This window comes from Agromyces solani, assembly GCF_058349925.1.
Map to the genome: position 1 here is coordinate 731,343 of NZ_JBYRER010000003.1, position 25,469 is coordinate 756,811.

The 25,469-nt window shown below is 70.0% G+C and carries 29 protein-coding genes; 23 read left to right on the forward strand and 6 right to left on the reverse strand.

Translation table 11 applies throughout. The features are described from left to right. The first annotated feature begins 30 nt into the window (after positions 1 to 30). The 8 genes from AC3RJ7_RS15750 to AC3RJ7_RS15785 all read left to right on the forward strand — a co-directional run bounded on the left by AC3RJ7_RS15750 (position 31) and on the right by AC3RJ7_RS15785 (position 6,285). A complete protein-coding gene (locus AC3RJ7_RS15750) occupies positions 31 to 810 on the forward strand; it encodes a hypothetical protein (RefSeq protein WP_491456789.1) in 780 nt (259 codons plus the stop codon). 298 nt (positions 811 to 1,108) lie between these two features. Beyond that, entirely contained in the window at positions 1,109 to 1,480 is a 372-nt protein-coding gene (rpsF, locus tag AC3RJ7_RS15755; RefSeq protein WP_244856132.1) for a 30S ribosomal protein S6, read from the forward strand. A 5-nt stretch (positions 1,481 to 1,485) separates the two neighbouring features. After that, positions 1,486 to 1,998, forward strand: coding sequence for a single-stranded DNA-binding protein (locus AC3RJ7_RS15760; RefSeq protein WP_491456790.1), 513 nt, complete (start codon positions 1,486 to 1,488; stop codon positions 1,996 to 1,998). Between the two features lie 68 nt (positions 1,999 to 2,066). Then, on the forward strand, positions 2,067 to 2,324 hold the full coding sequence (rpsR, locus tag AC3RJ7_RS15765; protein WP_491456791.1) for a 30S ribosomal protein S18: 258 nt from the start codon (positions 2,067 to 2,069) through the stop codon (positions 2,322 to 2,324). Between the two features lie 11 nt (positions 2,325 to 2,335). Further along, positions 2,336 to 2,788: a 50S ribosomal protein L9 gene (gene rplI, locus AC3RJ7_RS15770; RefSeq protein WP_491456792.1), complete on the forward strand. Its 453-nt coding sequence runs from the start codon at positions 2,336 to 2,338 to the stop codon at positions 2,786 to 2,788. 561 nt (positions 2,789 to 3,349) lie between these two features. Then, positions 3,350 to 4,720: a replicative DNA helicase gene (gene dnaB / locus AC3RJ7_RS15775; protein WP_491456975.1), complete on the forward strand. Its 1,371-nt coding sequence runs from the start codon at positions 3,350 to 3,352 to the stop codon at positions 4,718 to 4,720. A gap of 79 nt (positions 4,721 to 4,799) precedes the next feature. After that, positions 4,800 to 5,639, forward strand: a complete 840-nt coding sequence (locus AC3RJ7_RS15780) for a helix-turn-helix domain-containing protein (RefSeq protein ID WP_491456793.1) — start codon at positions 4,800 to 4,802, stop codon at positions 5,637 to 5,639. 64 nt (positions 5,640 to 5,703) lie between these two features. After that, positions 5,704 to 6,285, forward strand: a complete 582-nt coding sequence (locus tag AC3RJ7_RS15785; protein ID WP_491456794.1) for a dihydrofolate reductase family protein — start codon at positions 5,704 to 5,706, stop codon at positions 6,283 to 6,285. A 38-nt stretch (positions 6,286 to 6,323) separates the two neighbouring features. Here the strand turns inward: AC3RJ7_RS15785 and AC3RJ7_RS15790 are convergent, their stop codons facing one another. Together AC3RJ7_RS15790 and AC3RJ7_RS15795 are read right to left on the reverse strand one after the other, a co-directional pair. Continuing rightward, positions 6,324 to 6,758, reverse strand: coding sequence for a hypothetical protein (locus AC3RJ7_RS15790; RefSeq protein ID WP_491456795.1), 435 nt, complete (start codon positions 6,756 to 6,758; stop codon positions 6,324 to 6,326). Between the two features lie 158 nt (positions 6,759 to 6,916). Then, positions 6,917 to 7,546 carry a TetR/AcrR family transcriptional regulator gene (locus AC3RJ7_RS15795; RefSeq protein WP_491456796.1) on the reverse strand — a complete coding sequence of 210 codons (630 nt, stop codon included), beginning with the start codon at positions 7,544 to 7,546 and terminating at the stop codon, positions 6,917 to 6,919. A gap of 80 nt (positions 7,547 to 7,626) precedes the next feature. On the opposite strand from AC3RJ7_RS15795, the gene AC3RJ7_RS15800 reads away from it, so the two are divergent. Together AC3RJ7_RS15800 and AC3RJ7_RS15805 are read left to right on the forward strand one after the other, a co-directional pair. Beyond that, a complete protein-coding gene (locus AC3RJ7_RS15800) occupies positions 7,627 to 8,007 on the forward strand; it encodes a DUF1761 family protein (protein WP_491456797.1) in 381 nt (126 codons plus the stop codon). A gap of 13 nt (positions 8,008 to 8,020) precedes the next feature. Next, a complete protein-coding gene (locus AC3RJ7_RS15805) occupies positions 8,021 to 8,308 on the forward strand; it encodes a DUF1905 domain-containing protein (RefSeq protein WP_491456798.1) in 288 nt (95 codons plus the stop codon). A 367-nt stretch (positions 8,309 to 8,675) separates the two neighbouring features. Here the strand turns inward: AC3RJ7_RS15805 and AC3RJ7_RS15810 are convergent, their stop codons facing one another. Then, on the reverse strand, positions 8,676 to 9,041 hold the full coding sequence (locus tag AC3RJ7_RS15810) for a cupin domain-containing protein (RefSeq protein WP_491456799.1): 366 nt from the start codon (positions 9,039 to 9,041) through the stop codon (positions 8,676 to 8,678). 129 nt (positions 9,042 to 9,170) lie between these two features. Between AC3RJ7_RS15810 and AC3RJ7_RS15815 the strand changes: the two genes are divergently transcribed. Continuing rightward, positions 9,171 to 11,438 (forward strand): cell wall-binding repeat-containing protein, encoded by a 2,268-nt coding sequence (locus AC3RJ7_RS15815; protein ID WP_491456800.1) that lies wholly within the window; start codon positions 9,171 to 9,173, stop codon positions 11,436 to 11,438. A 49-nt stretch (positions 11,439 to 11,487) separates the two neighbouring features. Continuing rightward, positions 11,488 to 11,931, forward strand: coding sequence for a YdeI/OmpD-associated family protein (locus AC3RJ7_RS15820; RefSeq protein WP_491456801.1), 444 nt, complete (start codon positions 11,488 to 11,490; stop codon positions 11,929 to 11,931). Positions 11,932 to 11,980: 49 nt separating this feature from the next. Here AC3RJ7_RS15820 and AC3RJ7_RS15825 read toward each other — a convergent pair whose 3' ends face one another. Continuing rightward, positions 11,981 to 12,577, reverse strand: a complete 597-nt coding sequence (locus AC3RJ7_RS15825; protein ID WP_491456802.1) for a hypothetical protein — start codon at positions 12,575 to 12,577, stop codon at positions 11,981 to 11,983. Positions 12,578 to 12,793: 216 nt separating this feature from the next. Here AC3RJ7_RS15825 and AC3RJ7_RS15830 point away from each other — a divergent pair, with 216 nt between their 5' ends. From AC3RJ7_RS15830 to AC3RJ7_RS15850, 5 genes are all read left to right on the forward strand, one after another. Beyond that, positions 12,794 to 13,330 carry a putative immunity protein gene (locus AC3RJ7_RS15830; protein ID WP_491456803.1) on the forward strand — a complete coding sequence of 179 codons (537 nt, stop codon included), beginning with the start codon at positions 12,794 to 12,796 and terminating at the stop codon, positions 13,328 to 13,330. Between the two features lies 1 nt (position 13,331). Then, on the forward strand, positions 13,332 to 14,258 hold the full coding sequence (locus AC3RJ7_RS15835) for a methyltransferase family protein (protein ID WP_491456804.1): 927 nt from the start codon (positions 13,332 to 13,334) through the stop codon (positions 14,256 to 14,258). 107 nt (positions 14,259 to 14,365) lie between these two features. Then, positions 14,366 to 15,877 (forward strand): MATE family efflux transporter, encoded by a 1,512-nt coding sequence (locus AC3RJ7_RS15840; RefSeq protein ID WP_491456805.1) that lies wholly within the window; start codon positions 14,366 to 14,368, stop codon positions 15,875 to 15,877. Between the two features lie 93 nt (positions 15,878 to 15,970). Then, positions 15,971 to 16,342, forward strand: coding sequence for a hypothetical protein (locus AC3RJ7_RS15845; protein WP_491456806.1), 372 nt, complete (start codon positions 15,971 to 15,973; stop codon positions 16,340 to 16,342). A gap of 203 nt (positions 16,343 to 16,545) precedes the next feature. Continuing rightward, positions 16,546 to 18,453, forward strand: a complete 1,908-nt coding sequence (locus tag AC3RJ7_RS15850) for an FAD-binding monooxygenase (protein WP_491456807.1) — start codon at positions 16,546 to 16,548, stop codon at positions 18,451 to 18,453. A 147-nt stretch (positions 18,454 to 18,600) separates the two neighbouring features. On the opposite strand, the gene AC3RJ7_RS15855 is transcribed toward AC3RJ7_RS15850, so the two are convergent. Next, positions 18,601 to 19,314: an IclR family transcriptional regulator gene (locus AC3RJ7_RS15855; protein WP_491456808.1), complete on the reverse strand. Its 714-nt coding sequence runs from the start codon at positions 19,312 to 19,314 to the stop codon at positions 18,601 to 18,603. A 76-nt stretch (positions 19,315 to 19,390) separates the two neighbouring features. On the opposite strand from AC3RJ7_RS15855, the gene AC3RJ7_RS15860 reads away from it, so the two are divergent. From AC3RJ7_RS15860 to AC3RJ7_RS15885, 6 genes are all read left to right on the forward strand, one after another. After that, positions 19,391 to 19,582, forward strand: a complete 192-nt coding sequence (locus AC3RJ7_RS15860; protein WP_491456809.1) for a hypothetical protein — start codon at positions 19,391 to 19,393, stop codon at positions 19,580 to 19,582. 27 nt (positions 19,583 to 19,609) lie between these two features. Beyond that, positions 19,610 to 19,975, forward strand: a complete 366-nt coding sequence (locus tag AC3RJ7_RS15865) for a hypothetical protein (protein ID WP_491456810.1) — start codon at positions 19,610 to 19,612, stop codon at positions 19,973 to 19,975. Between the two features lie 381 nt (positions 19,976 to 20,356). Continuing rightward, the gene (locus tag AC3RJ7_RS15870; protein ID WP_491456811.1) at positions 20,357 to 21,970 is read left to right on the forward strand and encodes a Re/Si-specific NAD(P)(+) transhydrogenase subunit alpha; all 1,614 of its coding nucleotides are present in this window, start codon (positions 20,357 to 20,359) and stop codon (positions 21,968 to 21,970) included. Continuing rightward, on the forward strand, positions 21,963 to 23,384 hold the full coding sequence (pntB, locus tag AC3RJ7_RS15875; protein WP_491456812.1) for a Re/Si-specific NAD(P)(+) transhydrogenase subunit beta: 1,422 nt from the start codon (positions 21,963 to 21,965) through the stop codon (positions 23,382 to 23,384). Before AC3RJ7_RS15870 ends, pntB begins: the two co-directional genes overlap by 8 nt. A gap of 188 nt (positions 23,385 to 23,572) precedes the next feature. Then, entirely contained in the window at positions 23,573 to 24,166 is a 594-nt protein-coding gene (locus AC3RJ7_RS15880) for an HdeD family acid-resistance protein (RefSeq protein ID WP_491456813.1), read from the forward strand. Next, positions 24,163 to 24,450 (forward strand): ABC transporter ATP-binding protein, encoded by a 288-nt coding sequence (locus AC3RJ7_RS15885; RefSeq protein WP_491456814.1) that lies wholly within the window; start codon positions 24,163 to 24,165, stop codon positions 24,448 to 24,450. The genes AC3RJ7_RS15880 and AC3RJ7_RS15885 overlap by 4 nt, the downstream gene beginning before the upstream one ends. Before the next feature lie 33 nt (positions 24,451 to 24,483). On the opposite strand, the gene AC3RJ7_RS15890 is transcribed toward AC3RJ7_RS15885, so the two are convergent. Further along, entirely contained in the window at positions 24,484 to 25,353 is an 870-nt protein-coding gene (locus tag AC3RJ7_RS15890; RefSeq protein WP_491456815.1) for an META domain-containing protein, read from the reverse strand. Between the last annotated feature and the right edge of the window lie 116 nt (positions 25,354 to 25,469).

Sequence of the window (25,469 nt, forward strand, 5' to 3'; positions counted from 1 at the left end):
GACGAACGTCACCTGCTGAGGCTCAGGGCGGTGCTCGAGACACGGCGAATCGACGCGGTGCTCTGCAACGTGTCGGCCGGAGTGGTGTGGGGCCTCCCGATCATCGGACCCCATCGCGACCCCGTTCATCTCGTCGCACCGGCGCGCTCGGGTGTTCGCACCAAGAACGGCGTCGTCTGGCACCACGAACCCGTCGCCGATGACGAGATCGTCGAGCACAGCGGGTTCCGGGTGACGAGCTTCCGACGAACCGTCATCGACCTCGTGCGGTCGCTGCCGTTCGCCGCGGCGGTCGCAGTCGTCGACGTCGCGCTCGATGCGGGGTCACGGCATCCCCAGCATCGGTCGCTCGTCGGCGTCTCGCGCGAGGAGCTGTTCGGGGCCGTCGAAGCGCTTTCGGGGAGGCGCGGGGTCCGATCGGCGCGCGCCGTCGTGGAGTTCGGCGACGGCCGGTCGGGATCGCCGGGCGAATCGATCAGCCGCGCGAACATGCACCTGCTCGGGTACCCCGCACCCGAGTTGCAGGTCGCGTTCCCACGCGATGGCGGCGGCCGCGACATCGTCGATTTCGACTGGCCGGAGTTCGGGGTGTTCGGGGAGTTCGACGGACTCGGCAAGTACCTTCGGCCCGAGTACCTGAACGGGCGTACGACGGCCGAGGCCGTGCTGCTCGAAAAGGAGCGGGAGAACCGCGTGCGTCACCACCGTCCCCTCGGAGCCCGTTGGGACTGGGTTGCGGCATTACGGCCCCCGCTGCTCGACGCCGAGCTCCGCCGCGCGGGGTTGCGCCCTGTTCGCGGTCGGAGATGAGCACCAACCCGGATGCGGCGAGTGTTTCCGTTTCGACCGAGATGTATCGAGCTCGCGACGACACTCGGTCGAAACGGAAACACTCGCGGAAACACTCGCGGGAGCGGGAGCGGGAGCGGGAGCGGGAGGGGAGCGGGAGGCGGGCGCCAGCGGCCGAATGGCGCGACGGCGAGGCATCCGTTACCATTGACAGGTTGCCCGTGCGCCTCGATTGCGAGGCCTCCTCGGTGCGACGTATGCACAACCCTCCTGCTGCAGAGATCCTGTAGCCGCTGAGTCCGAAGGAGGTGGGTTAGTCATGCACCAGTACGAGCTGATGGTCATCCTCGATCCCGAGATCGACGAGCGCACCGTTGCTCCCAGCCTTGACAAGTTCCTCAACGTCATCCGTAACGATGGCGGCACCGTCGACAAGGTCGACATCTGGGGACGTCGTCGCCTGGCTTACGAGATCAACAAGAAGTCCGAGGGCATCTACGCCGTCGTCGACTTCACCGCCGAGTCGGCGACCACCAACGAGCTCGACCGCCAGCTGAACCTCAGCGAGGCCGTCATGCGCACGAAGGTGCTCCGCGCCGAAGAGGCGATCGCCCAGGTCGCCGCGCACGCCAAGGCGCAGGAGGCGAAGGCCGCCAAAAAGGCCGCCGCCGCTGCGAAGAAGGACGCCTAGTCCCCATGGCCGGCGAGACCATCATCACCGTGGTGGGCAACCTCACTGCAGATCCCGAGCTGCGCTACACGCAGAACGGGCTGGCGGTTGCCAACTTCACCATCGCCTCCACTCCCCGTACGTTCGACCGTCAGGCGAACGAGTGGAAGGACGGTGAAGCGCTGTTCCTGCGCGCGAGCTGCTGGCGTGAATTCGCCGAGCACGTCGCCGGATCGCTCACCAAGGGTTCGCGGGTCATCGCTTCCGGGCGTCTCAAGCAGCGTTCCTACGAGACGAAGGAAGGCGAGAAGCGCACCACCATCGAGCTGGAGATCGACGAGATCGGTCCCTCGCTCCGGTACGCGACCGCCCAGGTCACTCGAGCGCAGTCGAACCGCGGTGCGGTCGGCGGCGGCGGTTCCTTCGGGGGCGGCGGCCAGTCCGACGACGCGTGGGCTCCCTCGGCGCCCGCCCAGCAGGGCGGCGGCGACGTGTGGAACACCCCCGGCACCAACTACGGCGACGAGACGCCCTTCTAAAACTCACGCGGGTGAGTGACGCGGCCGAGCCGCGCACCGACACCCGCAACACCTAGACAGGATCAGAAATGGCTGGAAAGAGCAGCGGCGACCGCCGCAAGCCTCGCGGCAAGGGCGCGAAGAACGCGGCCCCCGCGAAGTCCATCAAGGTCGGCGTCATCGACTACAAGGATGTCGCCACCCTTCGCAAGTTCATCTCGGAGCGCGGCAAGATCCGTGCCCGTCGCATCACCGGTGTCTCCGTGCAGGAGCAGCGCCTCATCGCCCGCGCCGTGAAGAACGCGCGCGAGATGGCCCTCCTGCCCTACTCGGGCTCCGGCCGCTAAGGAGCACGACAATGGCAAAGGTTATTCTCACGCACGAGGTCACCGGCCTCGGCACGGCCGGCGACGTCGTCGAGGTCAAGAACGGCTACGCGCGCAACTACCTGGTTCCCCAGGGCTTCGCCACGCCGTGGACCCGCGGTGGCGAGAAGCAGGTCGAGCAGATCAAGGCGGCCCGTGCCGCTCGCGAGCTCCACTCGCTCGAGGACGCGCAGGCCCTGAAGGCCAAGCTCGAAGAGGGCAAGGTCAAGCTCGCCGTCAAGGCGGGCCTCGGCGGCCGCCTGTTCGGCTCGGTCAAGACGTCGGACGTCGCGGCTGCGGTCGAGGCCGCCGGCCTCGGCTCGGTCGACAAGCGCAAGATCCAGATCTCGTCGCCGATCAAGTCGGTCGGCGACCACGAGGCGACGGTTCGTCTGCACGACGAGCTCACCGCGACGATCACCCTCCAGGTGGTCGCGGCGAAGTAGTTCGCCGGGATCGCAGAGCGGCGGTCGGGAGCTTCGGCTCCCGGCCGCCGCTTCGTCGTTTCCGGGATGCCTCGCGCGGGCCTTGTTCGACCAGCCGATGCATCCCGTTCGAGGGCGGGGGGACCAGCCGTTCGGGGCGGCGTTTTCTACACCCGTTCGCCCGTCGCCCGCAACCCCGCTTGCGGGTTTCCTGTGATGGTTGTGCACAGGTGGACAACCGGGTGTGAAGATCGGGCGAAGAAGTTTTCCCCCACAGGTGTGGATTTTTAGAATCCCAGATCAACTCAGAATTCAACCGATGTAATTCACAACATTTCCACAGTTGTCCACAGGTGGAGTGCACATGTTGATCGGCGTTTCGCCCAGATTCTCCCCAGAGTTATCCACAGGCTGGCTTGTGCTGTGGACGAGGCTTCCATATCGTGAAGCAGCGTCCCTCGATCAGTGACTCCCCCGAGGTCCGAGAGCTCGGCCGGCTGGCATGTCGGCGGCTCCCGCAAGACTGAATCACGGGCGCGGGTCGCACGCCCGCAACAGGGGTCTGAATCGGAGGTCATGGAGTTGTCGATCGCGCACATCGGGCTCGCCGAACCGGTCGACGAGGGGGCTCCGCGCGGCGAACGCGTTCCGCCGCACGACCTGCTCGCCGAGCAGAGCGCGCTCGGCGGCATGATGCTCTCGAAAGACGCCGTCGCCGATGTCGTCGAGACGATCCGCGGCGTCGACTTCTACGTGCCGAAGCACGAGGTCATCTTCAACGCCCTGCTCACCCTCTACTCGCACGGCGAGCCCACCGACGTCATCGCCGTCACCGACGAGCTCACGAAGACGGGCGACCTGCAGCGCGCCGGCGGCGTCGAGTACCTGCACACGCTCACGAGCCTCGTGCCGACCGCGGCGAACGCCGGCTTCTACGCCTCGATCGTCGCCGAGCGGGCGCTGCTGCGCCGCCTCGTGGAGGCCGGCACCCGCATCGTGCAGATGGGGTACCAGGGCGAGGGCGAGGTCGTCGACCTCGTCAACAACGCGCAGGCCGAGATCTACTCGGTCACCGGTTCGGTCGAGACCGAGGACTACGTGCCGCTCTCCGACGCGATCGGCGTCGCGATCGACGAGATCGAGGCGGCGAAGCACACCGACGGCAAGTTCACCGGTGTGCCGACCGGCTTCGCCGACCTCGACGACCTCACGAACGGCTTCCACCCCGGGCAGATGATCATCGTCGCCGCGCGTCCCGCGATGGGCAAGTCGACGCTCGCGCTCGACTTCGCGCGGGCCGCGGCCATCACGAACGACCTGCCCGCCGTGTTCTTCTCGCTCGAGATGGGCAAGAGCGAGATCGCGATGCGCCTGCTCTCGGCCGAGGCATCCGTGCCGCTGCAGAACATGCGCAAGGGCACGGTCGACTCGCGCGACTGGACGACTATCGCGTCGACCCGCGGGCGCATCAACGACGCCCCGCTGTACATCGACGACTCCCCCAACATGACGCTCGTCGAGATCCGCGCGAAGTGTCGCCGGCTCAAGCAGCGCGTCGGCCTCAAGATGGTGGTCATCGACTACCTGCAGCTCATGACGAGCGGCAAGCGCGTCGAGAGCCGCCAGCAGGAGGTGTCGGAGTTCTCGCGTGCGCTGAAGCTGCTCGCGAAGGAGCTCCAGGTGCCGGTCATCGCGCTGTCGCAGCTGAACCGTGGGCCCGAGCAGCGCGCCGACAAGATGCCCGCGATCAGCGACCTGCGCGAGTCGGGTTCGATCGAGCAGGACGCCGACATGGTCATCCTGCTGCACCGCGAGGCCGCGTACGAGCGCGACAGTCCCCGTGCCGGCGAGGCCGACCTGATCGTGGCCAAGCACCGTAACGGTCCGACCCGTACGATCACGGTCGCCTTCCACGGGCACTTCTCGCGCTTCGCCGACATGGTGCAGGTGTAGCGGGCTCGAGGCGGCGCAGGTCTCGCGTCGAGACGGCCACGCGCGCCGAGGCCGGTCGGCGATCGGCGATACTGTCGGCGTGGAGTACGTGTCCAGAGTGCCGCGACCGCCGCTCGACGGGTCGATCACCGACCTGTACTACCTGGAGGGCACTCCGCCGTACGCCCGGCTGATGCTGCCGGCGGCCCCTGCGCCGCTGCTCATCGTCGACCTCGGCGCGCCGTTCCACGTCCGCGCGGGGAGCGCCGTGGAAGCTGCGGAGTACGCCGACGGCTGCGTCGTCGCGACGCCCACCCGTGCGTGGGAGTTCGGCTACCCGACCCCGACGCGTTCGGTGGGCGTCCACTTCTCGCCGTGGGGGCTGGCGCCGTTCCTTCCGGTGCCCGCGGTCGAGTTGTGCGACCGGCCCGCGACGGTGGAGCAGATCTGGGGCCGGTCGGCGGCCGACGAGTTGCGGCACCGGCTGACCGAGGCGCGCGAACCGGAGGAGATGCTGACGCTGCTCGAGGACGAACTGGTGCGACGGCAGCGTCCGATCGAGGGCCTGGATCTCGTGCGCCGCCTGTGCCGCGCCATCGCGGAGACGGGAGGCACGGTGCCGATCAGCGACCTCGGCGTGGCTGTTCGTGCCAGCAGCACCTACGTGGCGAGACGCTTCAAGGAGGTCGTCGGCGTCACCCCGAAGCGGCTGGCGCGCAGCTACCGGTTCACCGCCACCGTCCTGGCGATCGACGTCGCGGCGCCCGTCGACTGGGTCGACGTCGCGGTCGGCGCCGGATACTTCGACCAAGCCCACTTCGTGCACGAGTTCCGTGAATACACCGGTCTCACGCCGACTCGGTACCTCGAGGTCCGGCGGCGCTTCCTCCGCGAGCATCCCGACCACGCGCTGGAGGGCTGGCCCTTGCCGGCCGATTGATTTCTTACAAGCGCGGCCGCTCATGAGACGCGAGACTCGGGATCACGCACAGAGGAGGAAACCCATGGGGAAAGTGGTCATGAACGCGTCGGTCTCGGTGGACGGCTTCATCGCGGCCGAGAACGACGACCCGGGGCCGTTGTTCGACTGGTTGGTCAGCGGTGACGTGCCCTTGGACGACAGCGGTGTCCTGAATGTGTCGCAAGCGTCCTACGACCACATCCGGCCGTACTGGGACGAGATCGGGGTGACGATCGCCGGACGCCACGTGTTCGACCTCACGGACGGCTGGGACGGCACGCCTCCGAGCGGGGTCGACCACGTCGTCGTCGTGACGCACCGGCCCGCGCCCGAGGGCTGGGACCCCGAGGCTCCGTTCCACTTCGTCGAAGGTATCGAGGCTGCCGTGGCCACGGCGCAGGCGCTCGCGGGCGACCGCACGGTCGAGGTCGCCGCCGGCGACGTCGGCGGCCAGATGCTCGCCGCAGGTCTGGTCGACGAGGTGCGCATGGATATGGCTCCCGTCGTGCTCGGGTCGGGCAAGCGCTACTTCGGGTCGGTCCGCGCACGGCACCTGCTGGAGGATCCCGACGTGGTGATCCAGGGCGACCGGGTGCTGCACCTGCGCTTCCGGGTGCGCCGCTGAGCGAGGCGGCACGAGCTCCAGCGGGCGCGGAGACCCGCTCAGCCGGCCGCCTTGCGGATGCATTCCGCCACGCGTCGCTCGGTCTCGGGCGTCATCGCGAGCAGCGCGAACGAGGTCGCCCACATGTCGCCGTCGTCGAGCTGGGCGGCCTCCTCGAACCCGAGCGTCGGGTAGCGCGTCTCGAACTTCGAGGCGGGCTTGAAGAAGAGGACGATCTTGCCGTTCGCATCGGCGTACGACGGGAAGCCGTACCAGGTCTTCGGGAACAGCTGCGGCGCGACGTCCTTCACGATGCGGTCGATGCCTTCGGCGATGGCCCGGTCGTCGTCGGGGAGGGCGTCGATCGCCTCGCGGATGGCCTTCTCGCCCGCTTCGCGGGTCTTGCCGGCCTTCGCCTCGGCCCGCAGCTCGGCGGCGCGCTGCTTGACGGCGGCGCGTTCGTCGGCGGAGAGTCCGTCGGTCTTCGTAGCCATGGGTTTGCTCCTTCTCGATGAGGTTCGTGCCGGTGACGTTCTGTCTGCCTTCACGTTACGGAATCGGACCCGGCCCGTGCTTCTCGAATCCTGATCGCTTCGGCGGAACTTCCGCGCCCGCGCCGCACCTCCGCCCGACGCTTCACCCGGCCCGCGACTCAGTCCCGACCTGCGCCGTACCGCGCGAGGAAGAGAGCGACGGCCCGCTGCGACGCGTCGGGCGCAGGCGCGGCAGCGACCCCGAGCAGTGCGGCGTTCAGCGGGGCGCCCACGAGCAGCCAGGTGAACTCCTCGGCCGCCGCCGCCGGGTCGTCGACGGCGAGGGCCCCCGCTCGGCGCAGTCCGTCGAACGTCTCCGCGAGGGCCGAGATGTTGCGCTGCCAGCTCTCCTCGAGATAGGTGGCCGCGACCTCGGGCTGTTCGGTCGCCTCGTTGATGACGAGGCGACGCATCGCGACGACGGGCGGCGACAGTACGCCGCGGAGGATCACCTCGCCCATCTCGAGGAGGCCCTCTTCGAGGTCGCGCGAGTGCGCGAGCCGGTCGAGGGCCGGGCGCATCGCGTCGCGACCGGCGGCCGCCCAGTCGGCGACGACCGCGCGGTAGAGCGCCGACTTCGACGGATGGTCGCGGTAGAGCGAGCTCTTCGAGATGCGGGCGCGGGCGGCGACCTCGCTCATCGTCGTCGCGGCGTAGCCGCGTTCGAGGAACACCGCACGTGCCTCGGCGAGAAGCGCCGGGCCGGTCAGCCCGGGCGGTCGCCCGCGGGCAGGAGTTGGAGCCGCCATGACCCGCAGTTTAGTACTTGACAGGACTAAAAGACCGGGCGTACCGTAATCAGTACTCGCTGGTACTGAAAGGAACGAGCATGGCCATCCTCGGTGTCGCACTCGCGACGATCGCCTCGTTCATCGCGAGCGCGCTGCTCTACGCCCTTCCCCCCGTCGCGAGGCTCATCGGCTCGAAGAGCACCCCGCGTCCCGGCATCCCGGTGGTGATACAGATGCTGCTCGTGGTCTTCCGCAGCCTTGTCATGTCGCTGCTGGTGCTCGGGCTCATGGTCGCCGGCGGGTGGCACGGCGCCGCAGCCGGAGCGCTGCTCGGGCTGGCGCTCGCCTCACTCCCCGCGGTGCTGCTGCTCGGTTCGGTCGTCCATGAGAACACGCCGATCCCGGTGGCGCTCGTCCACTTCACCGACTGGCTGCTGAAGCTCGTCATCATCGGCGCCCTCGTCGGCGCCTTCATCTGATCGGAGCACAGACATGACCGATACGAGCGGACCCCTCGACATCACCTTCACCTCGACGCTCGGCAAGGTGCGCGAGGGCGACACCTGGACCTGTGCCCAGTTGCCCGACTCGGCGACCGTCTTCAACACCCGCGGTCTCGTCAAGGTCGCAGGAACGATCGACGGCGAACCGTTCGAGGGCGCCTTCATGGCCCTCGGCGACAGCACGCACAAGCTGCCGGTCTCTGCGGCGATCCGCAAGCGGATCGGCAAGTCCGACGGCGACACCGTCACCATTCACCTCACCCGACGCCGGAGCTGAGGCCCACCCGCCGCCGAGCCCGAGGCTGGCACGGGCATGGATGCCTCAGCGAGGCGTTCTTCGGAAACACTATTCCGCCGTGCGGAATCATGCGGTAAGTTGATTCCGCCGTCCGGGCCGGTTGGGTGCCGGCCCGGGAGCGACACCCGCGACACCGGTGTCGGGGCCGCAGAGGCGTGGCGCGGCAGTGGTGCCGACTCCCTTCGATGCCACCTCACCGCCGCTGACGCCTCACCACTGAGACCCGCTGACCCGAGCGGGGCGGCTGAACTGAATGGTGCGGCCGGTCCGGATTGACTAGCCGGACCGGCCGCATTCCATTCATCCGGGCGTCACCGGGGCTCCGCCGTCACCCGTGGCCGTCGCGTCAGCCGAGCTCGCGCAGCGGCGATGTCCGCTCGCCGCCCGCATCGCCCGTGTTGACCGTCCCGCGCGGCTCGAACAGCACGGCGTGCACCTCGGCATCGGCGCGCGGGCAGTGCTCCACGCCCTTCGGTACGACGAACACGTCATCGGGTCCCAGCACCACATCGCGGTCGCGCAACTGGATCGTCAGCTCGCCGCTGAGCACGAGGAACAGTTCATCGGTCTCGGGGTGGCTGTGCCAGACGAACTCGCCGAGGAGCTTCACGACCTTCACGTCGTAGTCGTTCACGCTCGTCAGCCGGTGCGGCTGCCACGGCTCGGGCACTGCGGCCAAGGCCGCCCGGAGGTTGCGCACGTCATCGCTCACGTTTACGAGCCTAGGGCGACGAAAGGGATGCCGCGCGGGCATCCCTTTCGTCAAGTGTCGCCGTGCGGCGGCTCTGGCCGCTGATAGGGTTACGTCACTCTCCAGGTCCCGTCCCCCGAAGCGAGCCCGATGTCGCGTTCCATCAGCCGTTCCCTCCTTGCCGCGATCTGCGCGCTCCCGCTCGTACTCGGCATCGCGGTGCCGGCCGATGCCGCGGAGTCCACGGGCACCGTGCGCGGCACGATCAGCGACCCGTCCGGCGGGCTTCTCATCCGAGATGAGACGAACATCACCGTCTCGCTCTACCGTGGTACGGAGCTCAATACCCCCGCCCTCACGAAGGATCTCGAACCAGCCGGTTATGGAGCGTTCGAGATCACCGGGGTTCCGGCCGGGCGGTACTCGGTCAAGTTCGATGTGCACGACTGGGGACATGTCGGCGAGTGGTGGGGAGACACCCGGCGGGCTGCCGAACGGGAGTTCATCGACGTCACCGAGGGTGGCACGATCGATCTGGACGTGCGACTCTCGGCCACGGTCGCGCTGCGTGGTGCCATCACGGGCCGCGACGTCCCGTTGTCGCTCGCCCAGGCGAACATCCGGGTGACAGCCACCAGCGGCGATGCCGAACTCGACGCGTGGATGCACCACCGAGTCGACACATCAGACGTGCCCGACCTGTACGACGTGCGCGGCACGTACGGTCTGCGGCTCCTCCCCGGCACCTACGACCTCAACTTCACCGACACGACGGGCGCACATCGTACGCTCACGATCCCGGATGTCGTCGTGACACCCGCGGGTACGACCCTGGACGTCGTGCTCGAGGCCGCGCGTGCCTCGATCGCGTACACCGTGTCGTTACGGACGGCCTCCGGAACCGCTCCGATCCGTCCCGACCTCATGCGCCTCTACATGTGGAATGCGACGACCGCGAAATGGGTCACCGTCGACCGATCGTGCGGCGGGGAAGGGTTCTTCGACTGCCTCGGCGCCGGCCGGTACAAGCTCGCCGCCTGGTACTCAGGGGTGGAGACCTTCTGGGGCGGCGGTGACCTCGGGAACGCGCCCGTGATCGAACTGGCGAAGGACGAGGCTCGATCGGGCATCGACATCGTCGTCGACGAACCGGCCAGGTTCTCGGGCATCATCGCGGAGCGGTGGTCGGACGGCACGCTTTCGACGACCGCTGGTCGCGTCGCCGTCTGGCGCAAGACGGCGACAGGTGGCTTCGAGGCGATGCCGATCTCGGACTCCGGCACCGGCTGGGATCAGCTCGTGACCGGCTATGACGGCGAGTTCTACGGTTGGCTCTCGGCGGGAACCTATGTGTTCAAGTTCTGGAGCGACGACTATCCGTATACGGGGGGTACCTACTTCAGGGGAGCGCGCTTCTTCGAAGACGCCACGGAAGTCACGCTCAAGTCCGGGGAGCGCCGCGATCTGGGTACGATCGTGCTGCCGAAATCCTCGTTCACCGTCGACCGCATCGCGGGCGACGACAGGTTCGCGACGGCGGTCGCGGTATCGAAGCGAGTCGTTCCCGACGGGCAGCGTGCCCCGGTCGTCTACATCACGAACGCGTTCGACTTCCCGGATGCGCTTGCGGCCGGCCCGGCCGCGATGCGCGCCGACGGAGTCATCCTCCCGGTCTCACAGGCATCGGTGCCCGCTGAGATCGCGGCAGAGCTGCGACGCATCCGTCCCCGGCGCGTGGTCATCGCAGGCGGGCGCGCGGTCGTCTCGGATGCGGTGCGGAGCGCGGTCGCGAAGCTGGTGCCGTCCGACGCCGATCTCCGACGACTGGGAGGAGCGAGCCGATACGAGACCGCCGATCTGATCGTGCGCGACGCGTTCTCCGCCGCGGGCAGCCGTTACGCGATCGTCGCGACCGGCAGGACGTACCCGGATGCACTCGCCGCCGGCCCGGCAGCAGGCCACCTCGACGCACCAGTCCTCCTCGTCGACGGCCAGCGCGGCCTCCAGAGTGCGACGAAAGCGACCATCGGCGCGCTCGGCATCACGGACGTCTACATCGCGGGCGGCACCGGCGCCGTCGGTGCGTCCCTCGAGTCGGGCCTGAACGCCCTGCTCGGCGACGCGCACGTCACGCGGCTCGCAGGGTGGGACCGAATCTCCACCGCCAACGCAGTCAACGACACGATCTTCGACGAGACCGACACCGGATACCTCGCGACGGCAGGCGGATTCGCGGATGCGCTCGCCGGGGGTCCGCTGGCCGCGAAGGAGAACGCACCGCTCTACCTCAGCGATGCCCGATGCATCAACGGTTGGACACTCGAAGGGCTCCGGTACCGGCAGATCGCTCGACTCACCCTGCTCGGCGGGACCGGGGTGCTGAGCAGTGGGGTCGCGAAGCTCACCCAATGCCGGTGAGCGCCTGAAACGGCCCGCGAAGTGCGCCTCTCTGCGGCAGGATGGCGCCATGGGCATCCGTTTCACGTCGATCGTCGAACCGCACGAGAAGATGCGCGGCCTCGAGGTGCCGCCGGAGGTCGTCGAGGCGCTCGGCGGCGGCAAGCGGCCGCGGGTCGTGGTCACGATCAACGGCCACACGTGGCGCACGCGCATCGCGATCATGCTCGGGCGCGATCTCATCGGCTTCAGCAACGCCAATCGGGCGGCGACCGGCGCCGAGGTCGGCGACGAGGTCGTCATCGACCTCGCGCTCGACGACGAGCCGATCGCCGTCGACGAACCGACCGAGCTGACCGCGGCACTCGACGCCGACCCGGCCGCGCGCGCCGCATTCGACGCGATGACCGCGAGCCGGCGTCGTCAGGCCGCACGCGTGATCGGCCAGGCGAAGGGCGCCGACACCCGGGCCCGTCGCGTCGAGAAGCTGCTCGGCGAACTGCGCGGGTCGTGAGCCGCGCCCGGTCGGGAGAACCGGCGGGTTCGTCGCGGCCGCGGTGCGTTCAGGGCACATCGCCCGCGGCCCACGGGCCGGAGGCGAAGGCCGAGAGCGCCCAGGCGTACGCATCCTGGCAGGACGCATCGCAGGCGTCGGGCAGCGTGACCTCGAACGTGACGACCTCGCCATCCAGCGCGTAGTCGACCAGCAGATCACCGGCGTATCCGAACTCGGTCGCGTGCGACGGGAACGCGAGGGTGTCGACATCGACGAACTCGACGTCGCCGCTGTCGACCTGCTGGCCGGCCTCGTCGTGCGAACCGAACTGCCCGGTCGCGGTGAACCAGTGCGAATGCTCGAGCGGCCCCGCCGCACCGTCACAGGGATCGCCAGTGGCCGGTCCCTCCGCGCCGCCGTAGAAGTTGCCCTGGAGCCATCCGCGGTGCGACTCGGCGAGCCCGGCAGCTTCGAAGGCCGCAAGCAGCTCTTCGCAGGTCTGGGCGCGATGCCAGTAGCCGATGAGCTCCGGCATCGGGGCCTCCGGCGTGGCGGACGCCTCTTGGGCGGCATCCGTCGGCTGTGGGGCGGGTGCCGGTGAATCGCCCGACGTCCCGGTCGCGCTCGCGCACCCCGCCAGGATCAGCGTGGAAACCGCGAGCATGACGATCCTCGTGGCCCGGTGGCGTCGGTCGACACCGATCGGCCGGTCGGCCGGAACCTGATCGGACATGCGCCCTCCCACCCGAATCCCCTGCCACTCTCCTCCGGGGTGCCCCCACCGTCAATGCGAAATGAGTGATCCTCACTCCCCAGAACGGGGGCGACGCGTCGCCGGACTCCGGACCGGTCACGACGCCGCGATGGTAGGAATGGCAGGGTGCCGATCCTTCCGAAAGAGCGCGATCCGCGGCTGATCACGATCCGCCGTGGCGGAACGCTGACCGACGACGACCACCGTCGGCTCGCGGTGTGGGCGATCGCCTGCTCCGAGCACGTGCTGCAGCTCTTCGAGGAGGCGGAGCCCGACGATCCCCGGCCGCGCGAGGTGCTCGAGGTCGCCCGCGGCTGGGTGCGCGGCGAGGTTCGCATGAAGGAGGCGCACCGTGCGGCCTGGTTTGCCAACGCAGCCGCTCGCGGCAAGCCGGCCCCGGTGAAGTACGCGGCGATGTCGGTGGGCCAAGCCGTGGTCGTCGCGCACGTCGCCGAGCACGAGCTCGGTGCGGCCGCCTACGCGATCCGTGCGGCCGCCGCCGCAGCCGCCGTGGCCGACGGCGGCGACGGGGATGCCGCGGAGCGGGCCAGGCTCGCCGAGCGGGACTGGCAGCGGGCGCAACTGCCGGACGAGATCCGCGAGCTCGTGCTCGAGGACCAGGCTCGTCGCAGCGCCATCTGCTGGAACGTCTTCGACGACTGACATGCGCTGGGGACGTATCTATTTCGCGGCGCAGGCGGCCGCCGGTGCGGTCTGGTGGGTGGCCGTGTTCGCCTCGCCCATCGTGCGCGAGGCGACGCTCGGCGATCTCGATCCGGTGACGACGGCCGTCCTCGACCTCCCGCTGTTCGTGGGCGCCTCGGCGATCGCGGCCGCCGGGTCGCGAGTCGCATCGCGGACCGCTGCGATCGTGGCCACGGCGTGGACGCTCATCGTGACCGTGGGCCTCGCCACCTATGCGACCGTCACCACCGAGGCCGGCTGGGGCGTGCTCGCCATGACGGCCGCGAGCGTCGGTTCGCTGATCGCGCTGTGCCTCGTGACGATGGGCCGAGTGCCGACCGAGTGGGTGCTCATCGGCCCGCTCGGTTTCCGGCCGGCCTCGCCGCGGATCGGCGTGGCGGGGATCGCCGGGCACATCGCCGCAACGTTCGCCCAGATCGTGGTGTTCTGGGGGCTCTTCCTCGTGGTGATCCCGCTCGCGATCGTCTTCTTCGAGCGGCGGTGGGGGCTCGCACTGGACTTCCCGGCGGGCGCAGCGGCGGTGGGAGCGACCGTGCTCGTGCTCGCGAGTGGACTCGGCATCTGGTCGGCGATCTCGATGTCGACGAAGGGCGCGGGCACCCCGCTGCCCTCGGCGATGCCGAATCGCCTCGTGATCGCAGGGCCTTACCGATTCGTGCGCAACCCGATGGCGCTCAGCGGCGTCGTGCAGGCCGTGGGCGTCGGCGTGATGCTCGAGTCGTGGATGGTGATCGCCTATGCGATCGTCGGGGCGTTCTTCTGGGATCTCGTCGTGCGTCCGCTCGAGGAGGCCGATCTCGAGGAGCGGTTCGGCGACGAGTTCGCGCGGTACCGCGCGGCGGTTCGGTGCTGGTGGCCACGGCCGACACCGTTCGCCCGAACGTGAGATCGGGGCCGCGGGCCCTGTTGCGATTCGAATCGGTTCGATAACCTGAATGGCAACGCAAACATCAACTGCCGCAACCCCCATCCCCCGCATCCCCGAGAGTCCGCATGGCCAGAACCCTCACCACCGGTGCGCCCTGGCGCGTCATCCTCGTCTTCGCGACGCCGCTGCTCATCGGCAATCTCGTGCAGCAGCTCTACCAGGTCGCCGACGCGATCGTCGTCGGGCGGTATCTCGGCGTCGACTCGCTCGCCGCGGTCGGCGCGACCGGGTCGCTGCTGTTCCTGCTGCTCGGGTTCGCCTGGGGTGTGACCTCGGGATTCGCGATCCCGACGGCGCAGGCGTTCGGCGCGGGCGACCTCGAGGCCGTGCGGCGGTCGGTCGCCACCGGCACGATGCTCACCGGTGGGATGAGCGCCGCCCTCACGATCGGGGCCCCGTTCCTCGCCGAGCCGACGCTGCGCCTGCTGCAGACCCCACCGGAACTGCTGGCCGAAGCCACCGTGTTCACGCAGGTCAGTTTCGTCGGGGCATCCGCCGTCATGTTCTTCAACTACCTCTCCGCGGTGATCAGGGCCCTCGGCGACTCGCGCACGCCGCTCGTCTTCCTCATCATCGCGTGCGCGCTGAACGCCGGACTCGTCGTGCTCCTCGTCGGCCCGCTCGGCTGGGGCGTCGCCGGGGCGGCGTGGGCGACGGTCGTCGCGCAGGGCGTCTCGGTGCTGCTGTGCCTGGCCTACGTGCATCGCCGACTGCCGGTGCTGCGGCTCCATCGCGCGGACTGGCGGGTGTCGCGCGGCGAGCTGCGCGAGCACCTCCGCATCGGCATGGCGATGGGCGTGCAGACCTCCATCATCGCCGTGGGCACGCTCACGGTTCAGGTTGCGCTCAACGAGCTCGGCGCCGACGCGGTCGCGGCGTTCACGCTGGGATCGCGCGTCGAATCGATCGCGATCGCGGTGCTCTCGTCGCTCGGCCTCGCCGCCTCGATGTTCGCCGCGCAGAACCTCGGCGGCAAGCGACCCGACCGGGTCCGCCGCGGGGTCGTGGAGGCGACCTGGATGGCGATCGGCGCTGCGGTGGCGGTCGGCGCCCTGCTCATCGCCTTCGGCGAGCAGCTCGTGCGGCTGTTCATCGGCGAGGGATCGTCCGCGGTGGTCGATGCCGCCGCGCTCATGCTGACCATCGACGGCTTCACGTACTCGCTGCTGGGGGTGCTGTTCGTGCTGCGCGGCGTGCTGCAGGGGCTCGGCTACACGGTCGTGCCCACGGTGACCGGCGTCGTCGAGCTCGTCATGCGCGTCGGGGCGGCCGTCGTGCTGGGCTCGATGTTCGGCTTCGTGGGCGTCGTCCTGAGCAACCCGCTCGCCTGGCTGGGATCGGTCGTCGTGCTCGTTCCCGCGTACGTGCGCGAGCATCGGCGGCTCGGGCGGATGCCGGTCGAGCCGCTCGCTCCCACCCCGACGACGCCGATCGCCGTCATCGGGCCCGTCGACGGCTCGATGACCGTCGACGCGGTCGTGACCGGCTCGGTGCCGGTCCAACGCCCTGAGGCGACGGCCGCGTCGCTCGGAGACGATCAGGATCCCGACCTCGCGCCGAGCATCGAGCGCGGCTGACGGCGTGGGCGGCTCGCCCCCTGCGTCGCCGAGCGTCGCCGAGCGTCGCGGAGGGTATAGCCGCGCGCAGGCGGCGGGCGTACCGTCGAGCCCATGACGAAGCTCATCGAGAACCTGGCGGATTCGGTGCCCAGGTGGGGCGCGAAGGTGGCGTACGGCGAGAAGTCGACGATCGACGGGCGCGAGTTCGTTCCGGTCGCGGTCGTGGCCTTCGGGTTCGGCGCGGGCGAGGGCTCCGGCGACATGCCGGAGACCGACAAGACCCCGGCCGGCCGGGGCGAGGGCAGCGGTGGCGGCGGCGGGGGCTACGCCGTGCCGATCGGGGCGTACATCGACGGACCCGATGGACTGAGATTCCGCCCCAACACGATCGCACTCGCGGTGGTCGCGGTGCCGCTCGTCTCGGCGTTCGGCGCCGCCCTGGCGATGATCATCGGCGCGAGCCGGTTCAACCGCCTCCGCTGACGGGATCACGACCCTCGGGGTGACGATCCGCCGAGCCCGACCGCAACGGTCGGCCCGTGCCGACCGCCACCCAGGCTTGTGCTGCGTCGCGCCGCGATCTACCATTACCTCGCGCGATAAACGAATAGCACGTTCGATTATCGAACACTGCGAGTCATCCCGAACCGAAGGATGCCTCGTCACGACGACGTGAGGAGTCCACCGTGCAGTTCCACCACCACGGTTACGTGTCCGGCGACCCCCGGGTGCTGCCCGCCGCAGGGGTCGGCATCGACCGCCCCGAGGAGCTGCCCGACGAGATGGACGTCCTGATCGTCGGGTCGGGCCCTGCGGGCATGCTGCTGTCGGCCCAGCTCTCGCAGTACCCCGACGTCGTCACGCGCATCATCGAGCGCCGTGACGGCCGCCTCGTGCTCGGCCAGGCCGACGGCATCCAGCCGCGCAGCGTCGAGACGTTCCAGGCCTTCGGCTTCGCCGAGCGCATCATCGCCGAGGCCTACAACATCGGCTGGATGAACTTCTGGGGACCCGACCCCGCCGACCCGCAGAACATCGTCCGCACCTCGCGCACCGAGGACTACGGCTACAAGATCAGCGAGTTCCCGCACCTCATCGTCAACCAGGCGCGCGTGCTCGACTACTTCGCCGAGGCCGCCGCGCACGGCCCCGGCCGCATCGTGCCCGACTACGGCATCGAGTTCGTCGGGCTCACGGTGCACGAGGAGGGCTCGGCCGAAGCCGGCGAGTACCCCGTCGAGGTGCGCGTGCGCCACACGGCGGGCGAGCGCGCCGGCGAGGAGCGCACGATCCGCACCAAGTACGTCGCGGGCTGCGACGGCGCCCGCAGCGGCGTTCGCGAGGCGATCGGCCGGAAGCACGTCGGCGGCATCTCGGCGCACGCGTGGGGCGTCATGGACGTCGTCGTGAACACCGATTTCCCCGACTGGCGCACGAAGTGCGCGATCAACTCGGAGGCGGGAAACATCCTGCACATCCCCCGGGAGGGCGGGTACCTCAGTCGGATGTACATCGACCTGGGGACAGTGGCGGAGGATGACGACCACGAGGTGCGCAAGACGCCCATCGAGACGATCATCGCGAAGGCCAACGACATCCTGCACCCGTACACGCTCGACGTGCGCGAGGTCGCGTGGTTCAGCGTCTACGAGGTCGGCCACCGCGTGACCGATCACTTCGACGACCGCGAAGAGGGGGCGGATGCCTCGCCGCGGGTGTTCCTCACCGGAGACGCCTGCCACACCCACAGCGCGAAGGCCGGGCAGGGTATGAACGTCTCCATGCAGGACGGCTTCAATCTCGGCTGGAAGCTCGGTTCGGTCGTCACCGGACGGGCACCGGCGTCGCTGCTCGCGACGTACTCGGCCGAGCGCCAGCCGGTCGCGCAGCAGCTCATCGACTTCGACCGCGAGTGGTCGTCGCTCATGGCGCGCAAGCCCGAGGAGATCTCCGACCCGCAGGAGCTCGCGACGTTCTACCTCGGCACCGCCGAGTTCCCGTCGGGCTTCATGACGCAGTACGCGCCGTCGATGATCACCGGCGATGCGACGCACCAGGAGCTCGCGACCGGGTTCCCGATCGGCAAGCGCTTCAAGTCGTCGCAGGTGTCGTTCGTCTGCGACGGCAACGTCGTGCACCTCGGCCACCACGCCAAGGCCGACGGCCGCTGGCGCATCTACGCGTTCGCCGACGCGCCGGCCGCGGGCGAGGCATCCGCCCTCGTCGACTGGGCCGAGTGGATGGCGTCGCCCGAGGCCCCGCTCGCGCGATTCACGCCCGCCGGTGGCGACGTCGACGCCGTGTTCGACGTGAAGGTGATCTACCAGCAGTCGCACGTCGACCTCGACATCACGCGTGCCCCCGAGGTGTTCCGCCCGAAGACCGGACCGCTCGAGCTGATGGACTGGGAGAAGGTGTTCGCCGCCGGGCCGAGCGTCTGGTGCCCGACCGACATCTTCGAGGAGCGGGGCATCTCGCGCGACGGCGCGGTCGTCGTCGTGCGCCCCGACGGGTACGTCGCGCACGTGCTGCCGCTCACCGCGACAGCCGAGCTCGGCGAGTTCTTCGCGGGTCAGATGCTGCCGCAGCGCTGACGCCAGCGCGCCGAGAGTGCACTTCTCGCCGCTTCCCGGGCGACGAGTGCACTCTCGGCGTCGCACGTGGGCGCCGGTCTCATCGAAGTGTGCTCGAGCGTGCAGTCGATGCCCCGGCGCCCGGCGGGGAGTGCACGCTCGTTCTCGTCAGGCGCCCGAAGCGCGGCGCAGGTTGGCCGCGGCGTCGAGCAGACGCTCGGCGAGCTCGGCCTCGGGCCGCGGGAACGAGACGTGGATCACCGCGATCGCGGCCGGCGGCTGACCGGGCAGCGTGAGCGGCACGGCGACCGAGCGCAGCGACGGCACGACCTCGTCGTGGCTCACGGTGTACCCGCGCACGCGGCTCTCGGCGATCTCGTCCCGGAGCGGCCCGTCGACCTCAGCGGGCCAGCGCGACTCGGGCAGGCCCATGAGGATCGCCTTGCCGGGGCCGCCGCGCGTGATCGGATGCCGATGCCCCGGCCGGTAGGACACGGCCGCGGTGCGCCGGGGCGACGCGCTCACGAGCGTCACGGCCTCGTCGCCGTCGAGCAGCACGGCGAGCAGGCAGGTCATGCCGAGCTCCTCGGCCACCTCGGCGAGCTCGGGCAGCGCGAGCTGCTGCAGGTCGCGCTGCACGCCCGCGGCGAGGGCGGCGAGCCCGGCGCCGAGCACGATGCGACCGGCGGCGTCGCGCGAGGCGAGCCCGTGGTGCTCGAGGGTGCGCAGCAGCCGGTACGCGACCGAGCGGTGCACGCCGAGCTCGGCGGCGACCTCGTCGATCGACAGCGCGCGGTCGGCGTCGGCGAGGATCTCGAGAATCCGGATGCCTCGGCTGAGCGTCTGCGAGCCCGCCTGCGCCCCGGTCGTGTCTGCCGCCATGCGTCCGATACTAGAACGACCTGATCGATCATCGGACGATGGCGTGGTCGAGGGCATCGGTGCGAGACTGGCGTCGATGACGGAACACGGCGACGAGTCCCCGCCGAGCCGCCGGCCGGAGAACGGCGACGATCTCGGCATGAGCGACGACGAGGCGATCACGGGTGAACTCCTCGAGGAACCGGGGCTCGCGGACGAGTGGATCCGGCAGAACACGCTCACCTACGGCGGGCTGATCGGACTCGGCGTCGTGATCGTGCAACCGTAACCGTACATCGGGGGCGACGAACCACCCGTGCTCGGCCTCGTGACGGTCATCTCCTTCGCGGTGGCGATCCCGCTGCTCGCCGTGCTCATGCTGCTCGGCAGCCAGGAGGCCTACCGTCATCGGGTGAGCCGGGCGCGCAGTGTCGCCGTCGCCCGCGGAGTCGCGATGGCAGCTGCGTGCGTCGGCACGGTCGCCGCCTTCTGGCAGATCAGCTGGATCGCGGGGGTCGCCATCCTCGCCAGCGGCGCCGTCGCCATCGGCGTGCAGAGCGCGGGTTACGTGCGGCTCGAGCCCGAGATGATGCGGAAGGTCGAGAACATCTCGCTCCGGCGGATGGCGGCCCGGCGGCGCGAGAAGCGGTCGGCCCGGCCTGACCCGGACTCGCGGGACTGACACCACACCTCCCCGCATCCGGATCTGCGCATTCGTGCGGGTGCCGCCGAGGGCGATCGAGTAGCGCGACACGGCGCTCGGATTTCCGTCGCGCGAAAGATCCGCAGATCCTTCGGCGGAATGCGACGGAAAAGTCTTCGTCGATGCCCTGATGCGCGTCTACGCTGATGCCGAGCCCCACCGCACGGGTCACAGATACACAGCACTTCCGCATAACGGAACGTAACTTTCGCATTAAGGAAGTCCTGTGCCTTACAGTGGGTGCTCGGCATGCAGCACCGTCGCCGCAGCGGGTTCGCCCGTCCCGCGTCGAGGGTGACGCGCGCTGAGACGGTCGCACCCGGCGGCCGCCTCGACGAGGAAGACGAGAAGGAGCACCGCATGACGCGCATCGGGGTCGTCACCGAGCAACCGCCCGAGACCAGGGTCGCCGCGACGCCGGCGACCGTGAAGCAGCTGATCTCGCTCGGCTACGAGGTGGTCGTCGAGGCCGGCGCGGGCGCCGCCTCCGCGTTCCCCGACGAGGCCTACATCGGGGCGGGGGCAAGGATCGCCGCCGCCGAGGAGGTGCTCGCGAGCGGCGTCGTGCTCAAGGTCAACGCGCCGACCGACGCCGAGATCGCGGCCCTGCAGCCCGGGACCACGATCGTGGGGCTGCTCGCCCCGGCGTTCAAGCCCGAGCTCCTCGCGGCGCTCGCCGAGCGGGGCGTCACCGCGCTCGCGATGGACGCCGTGCCGCGCATCTCGCGTGCCCAGTCCATGGACGTGCTGAGCTCGATGGCGAACATCGCGGGCTACCGTGCGGTCGTCGAGGCCGCGCACGAGTTCGGCCGGTTCTTCACGGGGCAGGTCACCGCGGCGGGCAAGGTCCCGCCGGCGAAGGTCCTCGTCGCGGGCGCCGGCGTCGCCGGGCTCGCGGCGATCGGCGCGGCATCCAGCCTCGGTGCGATCGTGCGCGCGACCGACCCGCGCCCCGAGGTCGCCGACCAGGTGAAGTCGATCGGCGGCGAGTACCTCAAGGTCGAGGTCGCGGTCGAGCAGTCGACCGACGGCTACGCGAAGGCGACGAGCGAGGCGTACGACCGCCGTGCCGCCGAGATCTACTCGGAGCAGGCCGCCGACGTCGACATCATCATCACGACCGCGCTCATCCCGGGGCGTGCGGCGCCGCGACTCATCACGGCGGCCGACGTCGCGAGCATGAAGTCGGGCAGCGTCATCGTCGACATGGCCGCAGGCCAGGGCGGCAACGTCGAGGGCTCGGTCGCGGGCGAGCGCATCGTCACGCCCAACGGGGTCATCATCCTCGGGTACACCGACCTCGCGTCGCGCCTGCCCACGCAGGCCTCGCAGCTCTACGGCACGAACGTCGTGAACCTGCTTAAGCTCATCACCCCCGGCAAGGACGGGCAGCCCGCGCTCGACTTCGACGACATCGTGCAGCGATCGGTCACGGTCGCGAGGGACGGGGCGGTCACCTGGCCCCCGCCGCCCGTGCAGGTCTCCGCCGCGCCCCCCGCGGCATCCCCGAAGCCGGATGCCTCGGCCGAGGCATCCACGAGCAAGAAGCAGCCCATGTCGGCGGGCAGGAAGGTCGCGCTCATCGCGGTCGGCATCGCCGCCCTGTTCCTCGTGAACGCGGTCGCGCCCGCTCCCCTGCCGCAGCACTTCACGGTGCTCGTGCTCGCGGTCGTCATCGGGTTCTACGTCATCGGCAAGGTGGCGCACGCCCTGCACACGCCGCTCATGAGCGTGACGAACGCGATCTCGGGCATCATCATCGTCGGCGCGATGGTGCAGATCACGAGCGACCAGCCCGTCGTTCAGGTCCTCGCGGGTGTCGCCGTGCTGCTGGCGAGCATCAACATCTTCGGCGGTTTCGCCGTGACCCGACGCATGCTCGCGATGTTCGCGAAGGGCGCTGCGCCCGCCGCGGGCGCCGCCGCAGCCGCCCCCGCGACCGCCGCGGTGAAGACTGGAGCCGACCGTGCCTGAGACCACCGCCCTCCTGACCCCGGCGTCGATCGCCGGAGCCGCCTACATCGTCGCGGCACTGCTGTTCATCATGAGCCTCGCGGGGCTCAGCAAGCACGAGACCTCGAAGGCCGGTGTCAACTACGGCATCGCCGGTATGGCGATCGCGCTCGTCGCGACGGTGTGGGTGACCTTCGCCGGCGCGTGGGGCACGCCCGCCGTGACGACCGGGCTCATCCTGCTCGTCGTCGCCGTGATCGTGGGGGCGGCGATCGGTCTCTGGCGGGCGCGCCGGGTCGCGATGACCGGCATGCCCGAGCTCATCGCCCTGCTGCACAGCTTCGTCGGCCTCGCCGCCGTGCTCGTCGGCTGGAACGGCGCGCTCGACGAGACCGGCATGACGGGTGCCCTGCTCGACATCCACCACGCCGAGGTCTTCATCGGCGTCTTCATCGGCGCCGTGACCTTCACCGGATCGATCGTCGCGTTCCTCAAGCTCTCGGCCCGCATGAAGTCGGCACCGCTCATGCTGCCGGGCAAGAACGCGCTCAACCTCGGTGCGCTCGTCGCGTTCGTCGTGCTCACGGTCTGGTACGTCATCACGCCCGAACTCTGGCTGCTCGTCGTCGTGACCGTGCTCGCCCTCGCGCTCGGCTGGCACCTCGTCGCCTCGATCGGCGGCGGCGACATGCCCGTCGTCATCTCGATGCTCAACAGCTACTCGGGCTGGGCGGCTGCGGCCGCGGGCTTCCTGCTCAACAACGACCTGCTCATCGTCACCGGTGCGCTCGTCGGCTCGTCGGGTGCGTACCTGTCGTACATCATGTGCAAGGCCATGAACCGGTCGTTCATCTCGGTCATCGCGGGCGGCTTCGGCATCGCGGCGCCGTCGCCCGGCGCCGAGGTCGAGGGCGAGACCCGCGAGGTCGACGCCGAGGCCGTCGCGGCGCTCCTGACCGACGCGCAGACCGTCATCATCACCCCCGGCTACGGCATGGCCGTCGCACAGGCTCAGTACCCCGTCGCCGAGCTCACGAGCCGGCTGCGCGAGCGCGGCGTCGAGGTGCGCTTCGGCATCCACCCCGTCGCCGGCCGTCTGCCCGGGCACATGAACGTGCTGCTCGCCGAGGCCAAGGTGCCGTACGACATCGTCGAGGAGATGGACGAGATCAACGACGACATCCAGGCGACCGACGTGGTGCTCGTCATCGGCGCCAACGACACGGTCAACCCGGCCGCCGCCGAAGACCCGGGCAGCCCCATCGCGGGCATGCCGGTGCTGCGGGTGTGGGAGGCGAAGAACGTCGTCGTCTTCAAGCGCTCGATGTCGGCCGGCTACGCCGGCGTCGCCAACCCGCTGTTCTACCGCGACAACGCGCAGATGCTGTTCGGCGACGCGAAGCAGCGCGTTGAGGACATCCTCCGGGCGCTGTAGGCGCCAGTCGGTCGAGTAGCGCGGAGCGCGTATCGAGACCACGCCGCGACCGGTGGTCTCGATACGCGTGCTCCTGCGTCGCGCGCTACTCGACCGACCGGGAGGGCGTGCTCCTGCGTCGCGCGCTACTCGACCGACCGGGAACGTAGGATGGATCGGTATTCCCCTCCGATGTGAAAGAGGTCGCCGTGGCCACCGCCCGCGATGCAGCCCCGGAGCGCCCCCACTACTGGGTCGTCCCGGTCGTGCGCGGACTTCTCGCGATGGTCCCCGCCGCCGTCATCACCTTCTCGCAGGACCACTCGGCCGACCTCGGCTTGCTCGTCTTCGGCGTGTGGGCCGTCGTCTCCGGCCTCGTCGTCGGAGCATTGGGCCTGCGCCTGCTCGACGGCAGGGGCATCCGCTCGCTCTTCGCCATCAACGCCGTCGTCACCGTCGTCGCCGGCCTGCTCGCCCTGACCGTGCCCGGGGGCCTGCCCTTCCTGCTGTTCCTCGTCAGCGTCTGGGCGGCGGTCACCGGCTTCGTCGAGCTCTACGCGGGCCTGCGCTCGCGCGGCCGCTCCGCCGTCGCCCGCGACTGGATCGCCGTCGGCGCCTTCACCGCCGTGCTCGCGATCGTGTTCCTGCTGCTTCCCCCCGACGCCGTCACCGCGGTCGGCCTGCTCGGCGGCTATCTCGTGATCGTCGGCGTCTACCTCGTGATCGGCGGCCTCTCGTTGAAGTGGGCCGCGAACCAGACCGCCGACGGCGCGCCCGCGGCAGGATCGGAGCAGCAGTCGTGAGCCAGTCGCCCGGAGACTTCCAGCCGAGCCGGAGCGACCGGCTGCGACCCGCCGAGTACGTCGGCGGCGCCGCGATCGCCGCGATCTTCGTCGGCGTCATCACCCTGCTCACCACTCGCGACTGGACGATCACGCTCATCGGTGCGGGCGGGTCGTTCATCGTCGTGCTCGTCGTGCTCGCGCTGCTCCAGATGGCGATCAAGCCGAACGCCGACGAGCGGGCCGAGCTCGGCGAGGACGACGGGCCCGACGCCGACGGCGGGCCGAAGGGCCCCGCGCACTAGGCGCATCCGCGCACTAGGCGCATCCGTGCCGATTCAGCCGCCGGCGCGTTGCAGGCGTCCGAGTTCCACGGCGTCGCGGTCGAGCAGCACGAGCTGCGCGCCGTCGAACCCGGCGAGGCTCGCCCCGCCGACCCAGCCCGGTACCGGCGCACCGTCGCAGCCGATGAGCGTCGACGGTCCCGAGGTCGTGAGCAGCACGCCGTCGTCGAACGCCCATAGACCCGCCCCGGCGTTGCACCCGTCGGATCCCATCCATCGGCCGGACTCGTCGAACTCCGCGTTCGGGTCGGTCGTCGCGGCGACGCCGACCGGCACCCAGCGCCCGATCAGTTCCGACGCCTCGGCCGGCGCGAGCGAGGCGGGCAGGGGTGCGGGCTCGGCGAACGCGGCGCGGACCTCGTCGTCGACCACCGGCACCTCGCCGGGCCCCGGGGTGCCGTCGTTCGTGAGCGACGCGACGACGTCACCATCGTCATCGAGCAGCTGCCAGCCGTCGTCGGCCGGGCGGTACGCGGTGGCGTCGGAGAGCCAGCCCACGACGGGCGGAGGGCCGATCTGACACGACATGTCGCCTCCGTAGATCTCCGAGAGGAACGCGTGCGCGCCCGCGCGCCAGTCCCCGATCAGTTCGCCGCACGCGCGCACGAGCGAGAGTTGCGCGGCGTCGAGGCGCAACCAGGTACCGGCGGCTTCGTCAGCGGCATCCGAGACGCGCCAGAGGCCGACGAGCCCGACGGGATCATTCGCGGCCCCGGCGCTCGACGACGCGGTCGGCGAGGGGCTCGTGGCCGCGCCGGGTTGCGCGGCCGCGCAGCCGGTGGTGATGGATGCCGCGAGCAACGCGACCACGAACACGCCGAGGCGCCCGTGTCGACGCCGCTGCGCGGCATCCCGCGTCATCATGCCCGCCATCGTCGGCCTCCGTCGCTCTCACCGTGAATATGTTCGGCGGTCGGCAGACCTTGCAGGCTGAGGCGACGAGTCGGCTGCGGCTGCCGCGTGGCAGCGGCGGCGCGGCG